The 14940-nt window shown below is 71.3% G+C and carries 14 protein-coding genes; 3 read left to right on the top strand and 11 right to left on the bottom strand.

Annotated elements, in window-relative coordinates; genetic code table 11:
- Positions 1–70: 70 nt before the first annotated feature.
- The 3 genes from WMF20_RS18785 to WMF20_RS18775 form a co-directional block, all read right to left on the bottom strand.
- Complete coding sequence (locus WMF20_RS18785; RefSeq protein WP_437615481.1) at positions 71–892, bottom strand: cyclase family protein; 822 nt, start codon at positions 890–892, stop codon at positions 71–73.
- A 240-nt stretch (positions 893–1132) separates the two neighbouring features.
- Entirely contained in the window at positions 1133–1717 is a 585-nt protein-coding gene (locus WMF20_RS18780) for a histidine phosphatase family protein (protein WP_437615479.1), read from the bottom strand.
- The gene (locus WMF20_RS18775; RefSeq protein WP_437615477.1) at positions 1714–2661 is read right to left on the bottom strand and encodes a LysR family transcriptional regulator; all 948 of its coding nucleotides are present in this window, start codon (positions 2659–2661) and stop codon (positions 1714–1716) included. Before WMF20_RS18775 ends, WMF20_RS18780 begins: the two co-directional genes overlap by 4 nt.
- Positions 2662–2828: 167 nt before the next feature.
- Here WMF20_RS18775 and WMF20_RS18770 point away from each other — a divergent pair, with 167 nt between their 5' ends.
- Positions 2829–3689, top strand: coding sequence for an NAD(P)H-binding protein (locus WMF20_RS18770; protein WP_437615475.1), 861 nt, complete (start codon positions 2829–2831; stop codon positions 3687–3689).
- A 38-nt stretch (positions 3690–3727) separates the two neighbouring features.
- Here the strand turns inward: WMF20_RS18770 and WMF20_RS18765 are convergent, their stop codons facing one another.
- Positions 3728–4654, bottom strand: coding sequence for a hypothetical protein (locus WMF20_RS18765; RefSeq protein WP_437615473.1), 927 nt, complete (start codon positions 4652–4654; stop codon positions 3728–3730).
- A gap of 222 nt (positions 4655–4876) precedes the next feature.
- A complete protein-coding gene (locus WMF20_RS18760) occupies positions 4877–5815 on the bottom strand; it encodes a LysR family transcriptional regulator (RefSeq protein WP_437615471.1) in 939 nt (312 codons plus the stop codon).
- 96 nt (positions 5816–5911) lie between these two features.
- Here WMF20_RS18760 and WMF20_RS18755 point away from each other — a divergent pair, with 96 nt between their 5' ends.
- Complete coding sequence (locus tag WMF20_RS18755) at positions 5912–6934, top strand: zinc-dependent alcohol dehydrogenase family protein (RefSeq protein WP_437615469.1); 1023 nt, start codon at positions 5912–5914, stop codon at positions 6932–6934.
- Between the two features lie 88 nt (positions 6935–7022).
- Here WMF20_RS18755 and WMF20_RS18750 read toward each other — a convergent pair whose 3' ends face one another.
- The gene (locus WMF20_RS18750; protein WP_437615467.1) at positions 7023–7715 is read right to left on the bottom strand and encodes an O-methyltransferase; all 693 of its coding nucleotides are present in this window, start codon (positions 7713–7715) and stop codon (positions 7023–7025) included.
- A 133-nt stretch (positions 7716–7848) separates the two neighbouring features.
- On the opposite strand from WMF20_RS18750, the gene WMF20_RS18745 reads away from it, so the two are divergent.
- Positions 7849–8760: a LysR family transcriptional regulator gene (locus WMF20_RS18745; protein WP_437615466.1), complete on the top strand. Its 912-nt coding sequence runs from the start codon at positions 7849–7851 to the stop codon at positions 8758–8760.
- A gap of 165 nt (positions 8761–8925) precedes the next feature.
- Here WMF20_RS18745 and WMF20_RS18740 read toward each other — a convergent pair whose 3' ends face one another.
- The 5 genes from WMF20_RS18740 to WMF20_RS18720 all read right to left on the bottom strand — a co-directional run bounded on the left by WMF20_RS18740 (position 8926) and on the right by WMF20_RS18720 (position 14879).
- The gene (locus tag WMF20_RS18740) at positions 8926–9627 is read right to left on the bottom strand and encodes a hypothetical protein (RefSeq protein ID WP_437615464.1); all 702 of its coding nucleotides are present in this window, start codon (positions 9625–9627) and stop codon (positions 8926–8928) included.
- Between the two features lie 682 nt (positions 9628–10309).
- Positions 10310–11467: a PAS domain-containing protein gene (locus WMF20_RS18735; RefSeq protein WP_437615462.1), complete on the bottom strand. Its 1158-nt coding sequence runs from the start codon at positions 11465–11467 to the stop codon at positions 10310–10312.
- A gap of 123 nt (positions 11468–11590) precedes the next feature.
- A complete protein-coding gene (locus WMF20_RS18730) occupies positions 11591–12751 on the bottom strand; it encodes a homogentisate 1,2-dioxygenase (RefSeq protein ID WP_437615460.1) in 1161 nt (386 codons plus the stop codon).
- The gene (locus WMF20_RS18725) at positions 12751–13905 is read right to left on the bottom strand and encodes a 4-hydroxyphenylpyruvate dioxygenase family protein (RefSeq protein ID WP_437615458.1); all 1155 of its coding nucleotides are present in this window, start codon (positions 13903–13905) and stop codon (positions 12751–12753) included. The genes WMF20_RS18730 and WMF20_RS18725 overlap by 1 nt, the downstream gene beginning before the upstream one ends.
- The gene (locus WMF20_RS18720; RefSeq protein ID WP_437615456.1) at positions 13902–14879 is read right to left on the bottom strand and encodes a fumarylacetoacetate hydrolase family protein; all 978 of its coding nucleotides are present in this window, start codon (positions 14877–14879) and stop codon (positions 13902–13904) included. The genes WMF20_RS18725 and WMF20_RS18720 overlap by 4 nt, the downstream gene beginning before the upstream one ends.
- Positions 14880–14940: the final 61 nt, after the last annotated feature.

Raw genomic sequence — 14940 nt, 5'->3', positions numbered from 1 at the left:
GAGCTCCTCAGGCCGGCTCGCCCTCCTCCTCGGCGCGCCGGCGTGGCAGCGTTGCGCGGCCGCGCCGGCGCTACCGCGGGAGCAGGGCGATGATCCGAAGCGGTCCCCCCGAGCCGCCGCGGATCTTCATGGGCAGGGCGAACACGAGCGCGCCGCGCGCCGGCAGCGCGCCGAGCGAGGCGACGTTCTCGAAGGCGGGGATGTCGGCGCCGAGGAGCACCCGGTGCGCGATGAAGTCCTTCGACGGCCCGTGGTCGATGCTCGCCGTGTCGATGCCGACCGAGGCCACCTTCCGCGCGACGAGGGCGTGCGCGGCGTCCTCGCCGATGCCGGGAAAGTGCAGGTTGGACGCGTCGCCGCGCCTGTCGTCGCCGAGGTAGCGCTTCCGATCGGGCCAGCGGCTCCCCCATCCGGTGCGGATCAGCACGACGGTCCCGGGCGCGATGGCGCCGTGTTCCCGCTCGAAGGCCTCGATGTCGGCGCTCGTCACGCGGTAATCGGCGTCCTTCGCGGCGGCTGCCGACACGTCCACGACGGCGGCCGGCGCGACGAGGCGCGAGATCGGCACGGCATCGGCGGTGCTCTTGCCCTCCGCGAAATGGATGGGCGCGTCGAGGTGCGTCCCGCCGTGCTCCGGCGCGCAGAAGTCGTTCGATGCGTAGAAGTACCCAGCCTCGGTGGGGCCGTGGTGCACCTGATTCAGCACGAAACCCGTCGCGGCCGTCGGCCAGTAAATCGTCCTGTCGTCGAAGGGGTACGTGAGATCGACGAACCTCGCTCCCTCGGGCAGGCGCAGCCCGCCCTGGGCCGCGGCCGCCTTGGGCGTCGAGGCCTCGTTCCCGGCGGCGCACCCGATCGCCAGCGTCACTGCGGTGAAGAGCGCACAGAACATCGCGCGTGCCATGGTTCCCTCCCGGATCCCGACCGGAGGCCGCAGACGGCGCGCCCCCGCGTCGTGTGATCTCCAAGGTTACGCTCCGGCGAGGAGCCGGCGAGAAATGAACCGCCAAGGCGCCAAGAACGCCAAGATATTGTCTTTTTCTTGGCGTCCTTGGCGCCTTGGCGCTTCGAAGCTCTGCGCTTTTCAGGCAGTTTCGAGTCGTTTGTCGCGCTGGGCCCGCTGGGCGGGCATTTACGCTCCGGATCGACGCCCATCGGTCAGCGTCCACGCGCTCCAGTGGGCGTAGCGCCCCGACATGTGCTCGCGCCTCCACCGGCGCTCGGCCAGCGCCTGCGCCAGCAGCCCGCGCAGCCAGCCGTGGGTGACCGCGAGCACGCTGCCGCGCTGGGCCGCGAGCCCGATCAACCACTCGGCCGCCTCGGCGGCCTGGCGCTGCTGCGCCGCGGGCGGCGGCTCGGCGCGGAGCGCCCCGTAGGCCTTCCGGAGGCCGATCGCGAGCGCCCAGACCGCGAGGGGCGCCCGCGCGCCGCCCAGCGGCGGCGCCGGCTGCTCCAGCTCGCGCAGCAGCGCCGACGTGGCGATCTCGGCGCCGGGAAGGAGCAGCTCGGCCGAGGCGCGGGCGCGCGGCAGATCGCTCGCCACCACCGCGCCCGCCTGCATCGCCAGGGCCTGGAGCGCCGGCGGCGGGCTTTCCCCGGGCGAAAGGCCCGCGGCGTCGTAGGCGTCGCGCCAGCGCTGGAACCCGGCGGCGTCGATCCAGCCGGTGTGGACGTGCGCCGAGCGGCCGTGCCGAACCAGGATGATGCGCGCGCTCAACGTCGGTCCTCGCGGCGGCCGCGGCCTCCGCGCGCCGGATCGGTCGCCGGCAGCGCCCCGAGGAGGTGGTCGACGCAGGTCCGGACGGCGGCCGTCAGGGCTCGATGCGCGCGGTAGAGGAGGCTGACGCCTCCGGCCTCGGCCTCGTAGCCCTCGAGGACGCGGACCAGGCGCTTCGCCGCCACGTCCTCGGCGCAGAACACCTCCGGGAGCATCGCGATGCCGACGCCCGCGAGCGTCGCGCGGTAAGCCGCGGACGACTCGCTCACGTAGAAGCGGGGCTCGAAGGCGATGCGCCGCCTCCGGCGCCCTTGCCCGAGCGTCCACGTGGCCATTCCCTCGGTCGCGTGCATCGCGATGCAATCGTGGCGCGCGAGGTCCTCGACCTTCTGGGGAACGCCCCGCGCCTCGAGGTAGCGCGGGCTCGCGTACAGCAGCTTCCGCGTCGCGCGCCAGAGCTCGCGCGCCACGAAGTCGGTGGTGTCGTCCACCTTGCCCGGGACGATCGCGATGTCGAAGCTCCCGGCGATGAGGTCGACCCGCCGCGAATCGATCTCGAGGTCGACCGACACGCGGGGGTGCTTCGCGAGATAGGCGCAGACGGCGCTCGCCACCGCGGCGCCGAGGGAGACCGGCGCCACGATCCGCACGCGTCCGCGCGGCTCGCTCTGGAGCTCGCGGACGTGATGCGTGCCCTGCGTCAGGTCGTCGATCGCCCGCTCGGCGTGGCCGAAGTACGCGCGCCCGGCGTCGGTGAGCTGCAGCCGCCGCGTCGTTCGCTCGAGGAGCCGGACGCCGAGCGCGGACTCGAGCCGCGCGATGCGCCGGCTCACCGTGGAGACCGGCACCCCGCGCTCGCGGGCGGCGGCCGAGAAGCTGCGCGTCCGGACGACCCGCACGAGGAGCGCGGCGTCGTTGAGGTCCAGATCGATTTGTGCGTCCACGGCAACAGTTCCTTCCCGCCAAGCACACTAATGCGCTCCGACGGCCGGCGCTAGGTTCGACCCCGTGAAGAACGCCGTCGTCACCGGGCCGCGCGGAGCACGGGGAGCCGCGTGGTCCTCGGGATGATCGCGCGCGATCGCCGCGCCCGGCGCGGCAGGAGGTTGTCATGATCATCGTCACTGGAGCCAACGGTCAGCTCGGCCGCGCCATCACGGAGCGCCTCCTTCAGCGCGTGCCCGCCGCTCGGCTCGGCGTCAGCGTGCGCGACCCGGAGCAGGCCAGCGCGCTCGCCGAGCGCGGCGTCCGCGTGCGTCGGGGGGCCTTCGACGACCCCGCGAGCCTGCGCCACGCGTTCGAGGGCGCCTCGCACGTCCTGATCGTCTCCATCGACAGCGCGGGCGAGGCCGCGGTGCGCCAGCACGAAGCCGCGCTCGAGGCGGCTCGCGCGGCGGGCGCCCGCCGCGTCCTCTACACGAGCCACATGGGCTCGAACCCGGCGTCCCACTTCTCGCCCATGCGCGACCACGCGGCCACCGAGGCGTCGCTGCAAAGGTCGGGGGTCGCTTTCACCTCGCTTCGCAACGGGTTCTATGCCGCGTCCGGGCTCATGCTCCTCGCGCGGGCGCTCGAGACCGGCAAGCTCATCGCGCCAGAGGACGGCCCGGTCTCGTGGACCGAGCACGGCGACCTGGCCGACGCGGCGGTGATCGCGTTGACGGACGAGGCGCGCCTCGAGGGGTCGACCCCGCCGCTCACCGCCTCGGCGGCCCTCGACCTCGCGGAGATCGCCGCGATCGCCTCGGAGCTCCTCGGGCGCTCGATCACGCGGGTGACCGTCAGCGATCGAGCGTTCCGAGCGGACATGGTGTCTCACGGCGTCCCGGAAGAACGGGCGGACATGCTCGTAGGCCTGTTCGCGGCGAGCCGGGAGCGCGAGTTCGCCGCCGTGGATCCGACGCTGGAGCGCCTGCTCGGCCGAGCGCCGATGTCCATGCGTCGCTACCTGGCGGCGCGCCTGTCACGCTGAGGCACGGGGCGCTGCTCGTTCGTCAGCCCCGGGCTCATTCATCGCCTCTGCTTCATGAGGGCGAGCACGTCCACCGCATTGACGAGCAGGTACTCGAACTTCCCCAGCGCGTGGAGCTTCCCGATGTCCTCGACACGTGCGGTCTGACAGCCGATCGAGCTGAATCCGAGGCCCGGATGAAAGAGGACCTGATCCATCCACGCGCCGATCCCCTCCGACACCTGCCCTCCGGAAGTGGCCGTCTCGGACGCGCGCATCTCGGCCTCGTCGAAGAGGCCGTCGTGGTTCGTGTCACGGTATGCGGGGAGCCGCCCGCGGTTCACCCCCGAGGAGCGGAGCACCACGAGCGCCGGCTGACCCTTGTAGGGGTCGGCCAGGGCCTCGACATGATAGTGCCCCGGCCTCAGCATCCCGACGTCGGGACGGCGATCACCGTCGAAGTCCGGAGAGGCCATCGAGCTCGTCTGGTACGGGTGCGTCGCGCCGCGGAACTCGTACACCTTCTCGTCGCCCTGGAAGCTCAGCAGCACGAACGTATCGTCGTACTCGCTCCGGCTCCTCACCGTATGGGTGCGCAGGCCGAAGAGCCGGACGCCGCGCAGGCCGAGCAAGATCGTCCTCGATCCCGTGGGGTCGTGCCCCACCAGCTTGCACAGCATCGTGTAGTGCGCGAGCCGGGCCTCCGCCGGCGCGTCCTCGGCCGGCCAGAGCGGGCCGGCGTCGGCGGCGCCCATCTGTTCGAGGATGAGCGGGTGCGTCGTCGGGCCTATTTTGCCGTCGACGGAGAGGTCGAGGCGCCGCTGGAACCACGCGATGCGCTGCACGAGCGCCTCGGTGTAGCTGCGCGTGCTCGCCTGCTGGTCGACGCCGAAGAAGCTCCGCAGCATGACCAGCAGGTCGAGCGCGCGGGCGTCATTGTATCTTGCTGCCTCGGTCGCCTGGGCCGTCGTCAATAAATCGCTCATCGTACAACCTCCCCGCTGCTTCACCTGACGGACGCGGATGGCGCCCCGGGGTGAACACGGACGCGGATGGCGCCCCCCAGGGAGAACGTACCGCGATCTCGGCACGGAGGTCCATGGCGCGCTCCCCGGGCTCTCCATCGACGCGAGCACTTGGGCGGACCAACCAGTCGGCACAGCGTATCTCATCTGTCCCTGTGGTCGTGCGAGCCCTCCACGAGCGCCTCACCCACGCGGCGCGCCGCGCCGGCGCTCTCCCCCGCGCCGCGCCCCTGACGGCGCGAAGATCTCCGCAAGAAAATCGACGAACACCCGGACCTTCGGCAGCAAATGCCGATTCTTCGGGTAGAGCGCGTGAATCGGCCAGCTCATCGTCCGCGCTCCCTCCAGCACGGTCACGAGCGTGCCCTCGGCCAGCGCGTCCTTCACGAGGAAATCGAACATCGCCACGATCCCGCTCCCCGCGATCGCGAGGCGCTTCAGGACATCCGCGTCGTTCGCGTGGAACGGCCCGGAGATGGGCACATCGAGCACGGCATCCCCGTCCCCCGTCAGGAAGCGAAACGGATCCGGCCGCCCATCGCGCAGGTACCCGACGCAGTCGTGGTGCGCGAGATCGGCCGGCGCCTTCGGCGCGCCGCGCCGCGCGAGGTACGACGGCGCCGCGCAGTGGACGATGCGGCTCGCGCCGAGCCGGCGCGCCACCAGGCTCGAGTCGCCGAGCTGGCCGATGCGCACGAGCAGGTCGAGCCCTTCGGCCACGGGGTCGACGTGCTGATCGCGCAGCGTCAGGTGGACCCGGACGTCGGGATAGCGCGCCGAGAAGCGCGGCAGGCCCGGCGCGATCACCTCCCGCCCGAGCGTCACCGGCGCGTCGACGCGCAGGAGCCCCACCGGCTTCGTGCTGGCGCGCGCGATCGCCTCGGTCGCCTCCCCGAGCTCCTCGACGATGCGCACGCAGCGCGCGTAGAAGGCCTGCCCGTCGTCGGTCAGGCGGAGCGACCGCGTGGTGCGCGAGAGGAGCGCCACGCCGAGCTCTCGCTCGAGGCGCATCACGCGCCGGCTCACCGCCGAAGGCGTGACGCCGAGCCGGCGCGCCGCGCGTGAGAAGCTCCCGGTCTCGACGGTGGCGACGAGCAGCTCGATCGCGGCGAGCGAGATCATGATCTGTGCCGAAATAGCACAGGTGACGTTCCCTCGCGCGGACTACTGCGCCCGGCGGAATGGATCTACGGATGGGGGGTCCAGGGAGGACACGCCATGAAAGCTGTCATCATTCGCAAGAACGCTTCCGACGCCGACGCATGGACGCTCGCCGAGCGCCCCGCGCCCGAGCCCGGTCCGGGACAGGTGCTCGTGCGCATCCGCGCCGCGTCGATCAACTACCGTGACCTCATGGTCGCGCGCGGCCTGTACGGCGGCGAGCGCAAGGGCGACCTCATCCCCCTCGCCGACGCCGCGGGCGAGGTCGTCGCGGTCGGCGCCGGCGTGCGCCGCTGGAAGACCGGCGATCGCGTCGTCTCGACGTACTTCCCGACGTGGGAGTCGGGGCCGTTCCGCCAGGCGTACCGCGCCGCGCAGCTCGGCGCCGGCCAGAACGACGGCGTCCTCGCCGAGCTCGTGGTCTTCGCCGAGAACGGGCTCCTCCCCGCGCCCGCGTACCTCGGCTTCGACGAGGCGGCGACGCTCCCGTGCGCCGCCGTGACCGCATGGTCCGCGCTCTTCGAGTCGTGGCCGCGCCCCGCGTCCGGCGCCACCATCCTCGTCCAGGGGACCGGCGGCGTGTCGATCTTCGCCGCGCAGCTCGCGCGCGCCGCGGGGCTGCGCGTCATCGCCACGTCGTCCAGCGCGGCGAAGATCGAGCGCCTGCGCGCGCTCGGCGTGACCGACACGATCGACTACCGACAGCAGCCGGAGTGGCACGAGGAGGTGCTGCGCCTGACGGGCGGCGAGGGGGTGGACCGGGTGATCGAGGTCGGCGGCGCCGGCACGCTCCCGCGCTCGCTCCAGGCGGTGAAGCCCGGCGGCGTCGTGAGCCTCATCGGGCTGCTCACCGGGGTCGGCAGCCAGATCGATCCGATGCCGATCCTGTTCCGCGCGATCCGCCTCGAGGGCGTCATCGTCGGCTCGCGCCAGTCGTTCGTCGATCTCACGGCGACGCTCGAGGCGCACGCGATCCGCCCCGTGATCGACGAGGTCTTCCCGCTCGAGCGGGCGAGCGACGCGCTCGCCAAGCTCGCCGCGGGCAAGCACTTCGGCAAGGTCGTCATCCGGCTCGACTGACGCGGCGGACACGAGCGCTCCGCCGAGCGCCTGAGGCGCCGGATGACGCCGGTCGCCCCCGCGCGAGGAGCAGCGCGACCGCTCGCGCTCACGCCTCGCTCTCGCCGCCGTCGCGGCCGTGCCAACAGGAGACCTCCAGCCTGTCCCCGAGCGGGATCTCCACCGATCCGTATCCGCTGCCCGTGCGGCGCACGTACTCGAGATAGGGCCGCAGGTCGTCGGGCGCGATGTCGAGATCGTCGGCGACGATGAGCGCGCCCCGCCGCAGCCTGGGCTCGAGCATCCGGAGCACCGGCAGATAAAGGTTCTTCCAGCCGTCCAGCAGGACGAAATCGATCGGCCCCTCCACGTCCCGGAGCGTCGCCAGCGCGTCCCCCTCGCGGATCTCGACGAGATCGCCGAGCCCGCTCTCGTCGAGGTTGTTCCGCGCCCGCCGCACCTTCTCCGGGTGCATCTCGCTGCCGATCACCCGCCCGCCGCCCCCATCGCGGACGGCCGCGGCCAGGAACAGCGTCGAGATCCCGAACGACGTGCCGAACTCCACCACCGTGCGCGCCCTCGCCGCGAAGGCGAGGAGGTGCAGCAGCCGCCCGACCTCGCGGGAGACCGGCAGATACGCGTCGGCGAGCATGTGGGCGAGCCGCTCGGGGTCCGGCTCCGGCCCGCGGAGCTCCCAGTCGCCGCGGACGCGGGCGATGATGCGCGGATCGCCGCTGTCGGCGTCCTGGAAGAGGCGGTCGAGGATGCTTTGAACGCGCGGCGAATCGAGCGTGGTGCTCATGATGGCGACTCTCCTCCGGGCAGGCTCACGGCGACGGCGCTGCTGCCCTCGCTGGCTGCCCTGTTCGACACGGAAGGTGCGCCCGGAGAGACATGGCTTCCAGTGCATGGTCGGTAAGGTATCGTTGCGTCCCATGCACTCCATGGATCTGAACCTGCTCGTCGCGCTCGACGTGCTCCTCGAGGAGGAGAGCGTCCTCCTCGCCGCGCGGCGGATGCACCTCAGCCCCTCGGCCATGAGCCGCACGCTCGCGCGCGTCCGCGAGGCCGTGGGCGACCCGATCCTCGTGCGTGCCGGCCGGCGGCTCGTGCCCACGCCGCGCGCCGCGGAGCTGCGCCCGCGCGTGCGCGCGGTGGTCGCCTCGGCGAGCGCGGTCCTCCGCGAGCGGGGCGCGCTCGACGTCGCCGCGCTCACCCGCAGCTTCGCCGTCCGGACCAGCGACGGCATGGTCGGGCTCCTGGGCGCCCCGCTCCTCGACGCCCTGAGGGCCGAGGCGCCGGGCGTCACGGTCCGCTTCCTCCCCGAGGGCGACGAGGACGTGGCCGCGCTCCGGGAGGGCCGGATCGATCTCGACGTCGGCATCATCGCCGACATGGGCCCGGAGATCCGCGTGCAGGCGCTCGCCAGGGACCGCTTCGTCGGCGTCGTGCGCCGCGGCAGCGCGCTCGCGTCCGGCAAGGTGACGCTGGAGCGGTTCGTCGAGCACGCCCACCTCGGCGTGTCGAGGCAGGGGAAGGTCTGGGGCCCCATCGACGACGCCCTCAAGAAGAAAGGGCTCGCCCGGACCACCGCGGCCGTGGCGTCGGGCCATTATGCGGCGCTGTGCCTGCTCGCCAGCTCCGACCTCGTCGGCGCGTTCCCGTCGAAATGGCTCGCGCACGCCGCCCCGCGCTTCGATCTCGTCACCTTCCCGCTGCCCGTGACCACGCCGGCCATCACCATCGCGCAGGCGTGGCACCCCCGCTTCGATGCCGACCCCGCGCACCGGTGGCTGCGCGACCGGCTCCGCCGCGCCTGCCGGTCGATCGTCGAGCTCGGGGCGTAGCGACGCCCGCCGCTATCTTTGCTGGTCAAGGGTCGCAGGATCGCGGAAGCGGCAACGGAACGCTGCCGCGGATAGGGCCCGGCGGGCGATGAACCGGAAGGTCACCGTCCGCGACGCGGTTCGAAGCTTCGGGTCTGACGGGCGCAACGGAGTCGTGTCAGAGCGCTAGCTGCCGCCCACGCTGATCTGCTTGGCCGTGATGCCCGGGAAGTCCTTGGTCTGGTTCTGGTCCACGTTCCGCCAGTGGGCGGCCCCGTCCGGATCGATGTAGTAGCAGGCCTGCCCGGTCGTCGGATCGGCGGCGATGCTCGTGCGCGTCTCGCTGTAGAGATCCCAGCGCTGGTGCTCGGGAGCCCAGCGCGTCCAGATCCCGTTGCTCTGGATGGCCCAGAGTCGGTTGTCCCCGCCGACGCTGATCTGCTTGGCCGTGATCCCCGGGAAGCTCTTGTTCTGGTTCTGGTCCACGTTCCGCCAGTGGACGGACCCGTCCAGATCGATGTAGTAGCAGGCCTGCCCGGTCGTCGGATCGGCGGCGACGTACGCGCGCTTCTCGCTGTAGACATCCCAGCGCTGGTGCTCGGGGGCCCAGCGCGTCCAGACCCCGTTGCTCTGGATGGCCCAGAGTCGGTTGCCCCCGCCGACGCTGATCTGCTTGGCCGTGATCCCCGGGAAGCTCTTGTTCTGGTTCTGGTCCACGTTCCGCCAGTGGACGGACGCGTCCGGATCGATGTAGTAGCAGGCCTGCCCGGTCGTCGGATCGGCGGCGAGATACGCGCGTTTCTCGCTGTAGACATCCCAGCGCTGGTACTCGGGAGCCCAGCGCGTCCAGATCCCGTTCGTTTGAATTGCCCAAATCCGTCCACTCATATTCGTCTCTCCTCTCCCCGTGAAACCGATCATGCCAGCGCCCGCGGCGCCCCGCTCGAGCGGCGAAACACGCGTCAGCGCAGTGTGTCTGCCGCCCGGGCATCCTGTGCCACCGGGCTCGCGCCGATGGTCCGGCGCTCAAAGAACTCGAGCAGTGGCGATGCGGGCGGAATCATCGACAGCCACGCTCGGGCTCTTGATGAGGTGAGTCGCTGACGTGTCGGTGGGAACGACGACAAAACGCCGTCACCCCACCGATCAGCCCTCGCCCTCCCCCACACAAACGAGACAACCTGATGAGATCACCGACGAAAAACGTCGTCACCCCAACTGAGTAGCTCTCGCCCCCTCCCGCAGAAAGCAAGGCAACTTGCAACGCGAGACAACCACGGCTCCCTGCCGCGTGTCAAGCCGATTTGCGGGCACCAGCGCAATCCCACGAGGGTCGCTGCGGAGTCCCACCCGGCATCGAAGCTCACATCGACGACGCGGCGCTCACGGCGCCGTGGACGTATGTCCAACTGCATACGTCCTGGACTGCCCGTAACACCGATTCCAGACAGCGAGTCTCGTCGCGTGCACCTGGCCACGCATCGCGCCGACTCGCTCCGGACGCGACGCGAGGATCACCATCGCCGAAGTCGCGATTTCGAACACCGAGCGCGGCCCCCCCGGAGCGACGTCATCGCCGCTGCGGCGCGCTCGCTGCGTGCTCTTTGCTCATCTGCCGGATGCAGTGCTGGAGCGCCGCCCGGAGGTTTCCCAACGTGGTCGTGCCGGTCAGATCGAGCCCGAGCGCCACGACGGTCTGCGCGACGTTCGACCGGATGCCCGTGATGATGCCCTCCGCGCCCAGGAGCCGGATGGCGCCGACGAGCTGGATCAGGTAGCTCGCGGTCTTCGTGTCCACCATCTCGACGCCGGTGAGGTCGAGGATGGCGTAACGCGCGCCTGTGCGCGTGATCGCCTCGAGCAGGGAGTCCATCACGTCTGCGGTCCTCGCGCTGTCCAGGATGCCAATCATGGGCAGGGTCAGCACGCCGTCCCAGACCTGGATGATGGGCGTCGACAGCTCGCGGATGACCTGCTGCTGGCGCTCGATGAGCTCCAGCCGGCTCCGGAGCTCCTGCTCCGTGTTCTTCGCGTCGGTGACGTCGAGCGTCACGCCGAGGACCCCGTAAATCTCGCCGCGCTCATCGCGGACCGGGATCTGCCAGTTCTCCCACGACACCCCGTACGTCGAGAGCGTCGAATGGCAGGCCTCGCCCGCGAGCGCCCGCCGCAGCATGGCATTCTGTGAATGATCCTGAAAGAGCTCGAACACGCTCTTGCCGACGAACTGTCCCTGATCCAGCCCCGCGGACGTCGCCGCCTTGCCCTCGTGGAACGTGAACACCCCGTCGCGATCGACGGCCCAGACGACGATCGGCAGGGTCTGCGTGACCGTGTGCAGGATCTGCTCCTTCTCCTTGAGAGCGCGGAGCTCCTCGGCCCGCTCCGTCACGCATTGCCCGAAGACCCCAACGCCGCTCACCTCCCCCCGCTCGTCGAGGAGGCGCTCATGGCTCCACTCGAAGATCGCCGTGTCCCCGCCCTTTCGGGCGTGGGTCCACACCCGGGGCGCGGCGTCGTCCTCTCCGAGGAGCCGCCGCCAGGCGCTGGGATCGCCGCGCACGGGCAGCAGCTCATCCACACGCCGGCCGAGCGCCTCCTCCCGCGTGTAGCCGAGCAATCGCTCAGCCGCCTGGTTCCAGTCCTCGATCGTGAGATCGCGGCCATACTCGACGATAGCGAGCGGCGCCCGCTCGAGAAGTCGCGCGCGCTTGCTCGCAAGCTTCACGACCTCGACTTCTTCCTGCGATCCGACAGAGGCCTGCATGCATGGAATTTAACTCGAACGTTCATCACCCGTCGAGAGGGTTCGTCCACGCGCCGAACCGATGCGCCGAGCGCCCGACCCCCGTCACGGGCGCGCGACGAAGCTGTCCTGGTAGCCCGGGTCCTCCACGTCGAGCGCGGCCGGGGTGGCCGCGAGCGGGCGGGTCGTGTCGAGCATGACCGCGAGCTCGTTCGTCTCGCGGCTCCCGACGCTCGCCTCGTACGCGCCGGGGTGCGGCCCGTGCGGGACGCCGGCCGGGTGGTGCGAGATGCTGCCCGGGCCGACGCCGCGGCGCGAGGTGAAGTCGCCGCGGCAGTAGAACAGGAGCTCGTCGCAGTCGACGGACGCGTGGGGATAAGGGCAAGGGATCGCCTCCGGGTGGAAGTCGACGGGGCGCGGCACGAAGCTGCAGATCAGGGCGCCCCGGGCCGCGAACGTCCCGTGCCAGTCCGGCGGCAGGTGGACGAGCCCCACGCGCGCCTGGAAGCTCTGGATCGGGAACGCGAACGGGTACACCGCCCCGTCCCAGCCGACGACGTCGAGCGGCGTGCGCTCGCAGGCGAAGCCGTGGAACGCGCCGCCGCGCTTCACGACCAGGGATCGGATGCCCTCGTCGAGCGGGCCGACGAACGTGGGCCGCCGGAAATCGCGGTGGGAGTAGGGCGCGTCCATCCGCAGCTGGCCAACCTCGTTGCGCCACCTGCGCGGGAGGTGGATATCCGCGGCCTCGATCGCGAGCCACCCCTGGGGCGCGGCGTCGGGGAGGAAGCGGTAGAAGAGCCCTTTCGGGATGACGACGTAGTCGTCCTGCTCGAAGCGGAGATCGCCGAGCATCGTGCGCAGGAGCCCGCTCCCGCGGAAGATGAAGAACAGCTCGTCGGCGTCCGCGTTCGCGAAGTACACCGGATCGGCGGCGTCTGGCTGGGCGACCCCGATCACCACGTCGTCATTGAAGAGGAGCGGCACGCGGCAGTCGATCGCGGGCCCGCCCCGCCGCGGCAGATCTCGCGTCCTGTAATGCCGCTTCGCGAGCGGGCGCGCCGGCGCGGCGACCGGCAGCGCGAAGCCGTGCTCGGCGCGCGCGAGCCGGTGCTCGTGCGGCCGGCGCTCGTGGTAGGCGATCGTGTAGGGGCCGTCGAAGCCCGCGCGCGTCAGGCATTCCTCGTAGCGAAGCTCCCCCGCCTCGCTCCGGAGGGCGATGTGGTGCTTGCGGGGGACCGTCCCGACGGCGATGCGGTCGAGCATCAGCCGCTCCCTTGCGCTTTCTGTTGCCGCTCGATGCTCTCGAACAGCGCCCGGAAGTTGCCGGCGCCGAAGCCGCGGTCCCCCTTCCGCTGGATGAGCTCGAAGAAGAACGGCCCCGCGTCGGGGTCGCGGTGCGTGCCCGACGACTCCTTGAGGAAGATCTGGAGGAGATAGGATCTCGCGCCGTCGCCGTCGACCAGCACCTCGAGCTCCCGCAGCGCCGCCACGTCCTCGTCGATCTGCCCGACGCCGAGCTGCCGCAGGCGCTCGGGCATGAGGTCGTAGTAGGCGGCCGGGGTCGGCATGAACTCCACCCCTCGGGCGCGCATCCCGCGCACGGCCGTGAGGAGGTCGTCCACGTCGAGCGCCGCGTGCTGCACCCCGTCGCCGCGGTGCTCCTCGTTGAAGACGTTGATCTGCGAGCTCTTGAAGTAGGGCCGGTAAGGCTCGTTGTTCGCGAACTTCACGCCCGAGCCCGGGTCCCACATCACGGCGGAGCGCAGGCCCGAGCCGTGGCCCGCGTCCTTCCCGACGTCGTTCGTGTGAAACTCGATCTTCCAGAACGGCTCGAGCCCGAGCACGTGCTCCATCCAGAGCAGGGCGGGCGCCATCGTCTGGAAGTTCGACGTGATGTGATCGAACCTGGTGATCCCGAAGCGGTTCTCGCCGCCGCGCGGCGCCTCGTACGCCACGCAGCCGGGGAACAGCGCCCGGTAGCCGCGCCGTTCCACGAAGCGGAAGGTGGTGTCGCCGAACGGGGTCGTGATCGAGAACGACGCGAACACGCCGCCCTCGCCCGTCGCCCGGTGGATCTCGTCGATCGGCGTGGCCCCGCGGCGGTCGAGCAGCCGGAAGGCGCGGTCGATATCCTCCACCTCGAAGATGATCGTGCCCACCCCGTCGGGGTGCTTGCGCAGGTAGCGCCATGCCCGCCCGCCCTCGCCGATCGGCTGCGAGCAGACGATGACGCACGCGCCGGCCTGGAAGACGACCGACTGCTGCGCCGTCGCCGCGGTCAGCTCCGGCGAGCTCGCGGCGATCTCCTGGAAGTCGAGCTTCTCCGTGTAGAACTTGCGGCTCCGCTCCAGGTCGCGCACGTAGTAGTGCAGGGCCTCCACCCGCTTGATGCCGATCGACTCCACCTTGGCGCTCATCCGGCCACCACCCGCTGCGCGATGCGCCCGAACAGGCTCTCTCCCGAGCGATTCAGCATCTCGATCATGATCGTGTCTCCTGGCTTCATGAAAGGCGTCCTCGCCGCCCCGTGCGCGAGGATCTCGAGCATGCGCTTCTCGGCCAGGCACGAGACGCCGCGCGCCGGGTCCCGGTTCGAGACGGTGCCGCTGCCGAGGAGGGTCCCGGCCGTGAAGCTGCGGGTCCTGGCGATGTGCTCGATGAGGTCGAAGAACGAGAAGTGCATCTCCGGGCCGGCCTCGGGGTCGCCGACGAGCGCGCCGTTGTACGTGGAGCGGAGCCGCAGGTGGACGCGCCCGTCGCGGAGCGCGTCGCCGAGCTCGTCCGGCGTGATCGCGAACGGGGAGAACGCCGTCGCCGGCTTCGAGCAGAAGAACCCGAAGCCCTTGGCGAGCTCGGCGGGCACGAGGTTGCGCAGCGTCACGTCGTTGGCCAGGAGGAACAGGCGGATGTGCCGGTGGGCCTCGTCGCGGCGCGTGCCCTGCGGGGTGTCGCCGAGGACGGCGCAGACCTCGGCCTCGAAATCGAGGCCCCAGGCCTCGTCGCGCAGGACGATGTCGTCGGTCGGCCCGAGGAGCACGCCGGAGCCGCCCTGGTACACGAGCGGATCGGTCGTGAGCGTCTCGGGGGGCTCGGCGCCGCGCGCCCTGCGCACGAGCTCGATGTGGTGGATGTACGCCGACCCGTCGATCCACTCGTACGCGCGGGGCAGCGGCGCGGCGAGCTCTTCCACGGCGAGCGGGGCCACGGCCGCGCCGCCGCGCTCGATGTCGTCGGCGATGCGGCGCAGCGCCGGCTCGGCGCGCTCCCAGTCGTCGAGCGCGGCCTGGAGCGTGGGAAAGGCGGCGCCGGCCGGCGCGTAGGCGAGGCCGTCGCGGCGGACGACGATGAGCGTGCCGTCGCGGCCGGGGCCGCGGAGCGAGGCGAGCTTCATGCGGGGGCGAGCTCCTCGGAGGTGACTGCGATGACTTCGTATCCGATCCTGCCGGCTCGCG

This window comes from Sorangium sp. So ce834 (assembly GCF_051521425.1).
GTDB classification, from domain to species: domain Bacteria; phylum Myxococcota_A; class Polyangia; order Polyangiales; family Polyangiaceae; genus Sorangium; species Sorangium cellulosum_D.
The sequence above is the reverse complement of the archived record's forward strand: the minus strand, read 5'-3'. Positions and strand labels throughout refer to the sequence as shown.

Bases quoted from the DNA above. Each gene is read 5' to 3' on its own strand.
- WMF20_RS18785 (WP_437615481.1), bottom strand. From the start codon at position 892: ATGTTCTGTGCGCTCTTCACCGCAGTGACGCTGGCGATCGGGTGCGCC.
- WMF20_RS18750 (WP_437615467.1), bottom strand. From the start codon at position 7,715: ATGAGCACCACGCTCGATTCGCCGCGCGTTCAAAGCATCCTCGACCGC.
- WMF20_RS18755 (WP_437615469.1), top strand. From the start codon at position 5,912: ATGAAAGCTGTCATCATTCGCAAGAACGCTTCCGACGCCGACGCATGG.
- WMF20_RS18730 (WP_437615460.1), bottom strand. From the start codon at position 12,751: ATGCTCGACCGCATCGCCGTCGGGACGGTCCCCCGCAAGCACCACATC.
- WMF20_RS18725 (WP_437615458.1), bottom strand. From the start codon at position 13,905: ATGAGCGCCAAGGTGGAGTCGATCGGCATCAAGCGGGTGGAGGCCCTG.
- WMF20_RS18760 (WP_437615471.1), bottom strand. From the start codon at position 5,815: ATGATCTCGCTCGCCGCGATCGAGCTGCTCGTCGCCACCGTCGAGACC.
- WMF20_RS18740 (WP_437615464.1), bottom strand. From the start codon at position 9,627: ATGAGTGGACGGATTTGGGCAATTCAAACGAACGGGATCTGGACGCGC.
- WMF20_RS18765 (WP_437615473.1), bottom strand. From the start codon at position 4,654: ATGAGCGATTTATTGACGACGGCCCAGGCGACCGAGGCAGCAAGATAC.
- WMF20_RS18745 (WP_437615466.1), top strand. From the start codon at position 7,849: ATGCACTCCATGGATCTGAACCTGCTCGTCGCGCTCGACGTGCTCCTC.
- WMF20_RS18770 (WP_437615475.1), top strand. From the start codon at position 2,829: ATGATCATCGTCACTGGAGCCAACGGTCAGCTCGGCCGCGCCATCACG.
- WMF20_RS18720 (WP_437615456.1), bottom strand. From the start codon at position 14,879: ATGAAGCTCGCCTCGCTCCGCGGCCCCGGCCGCGACGGCACGCTCATC.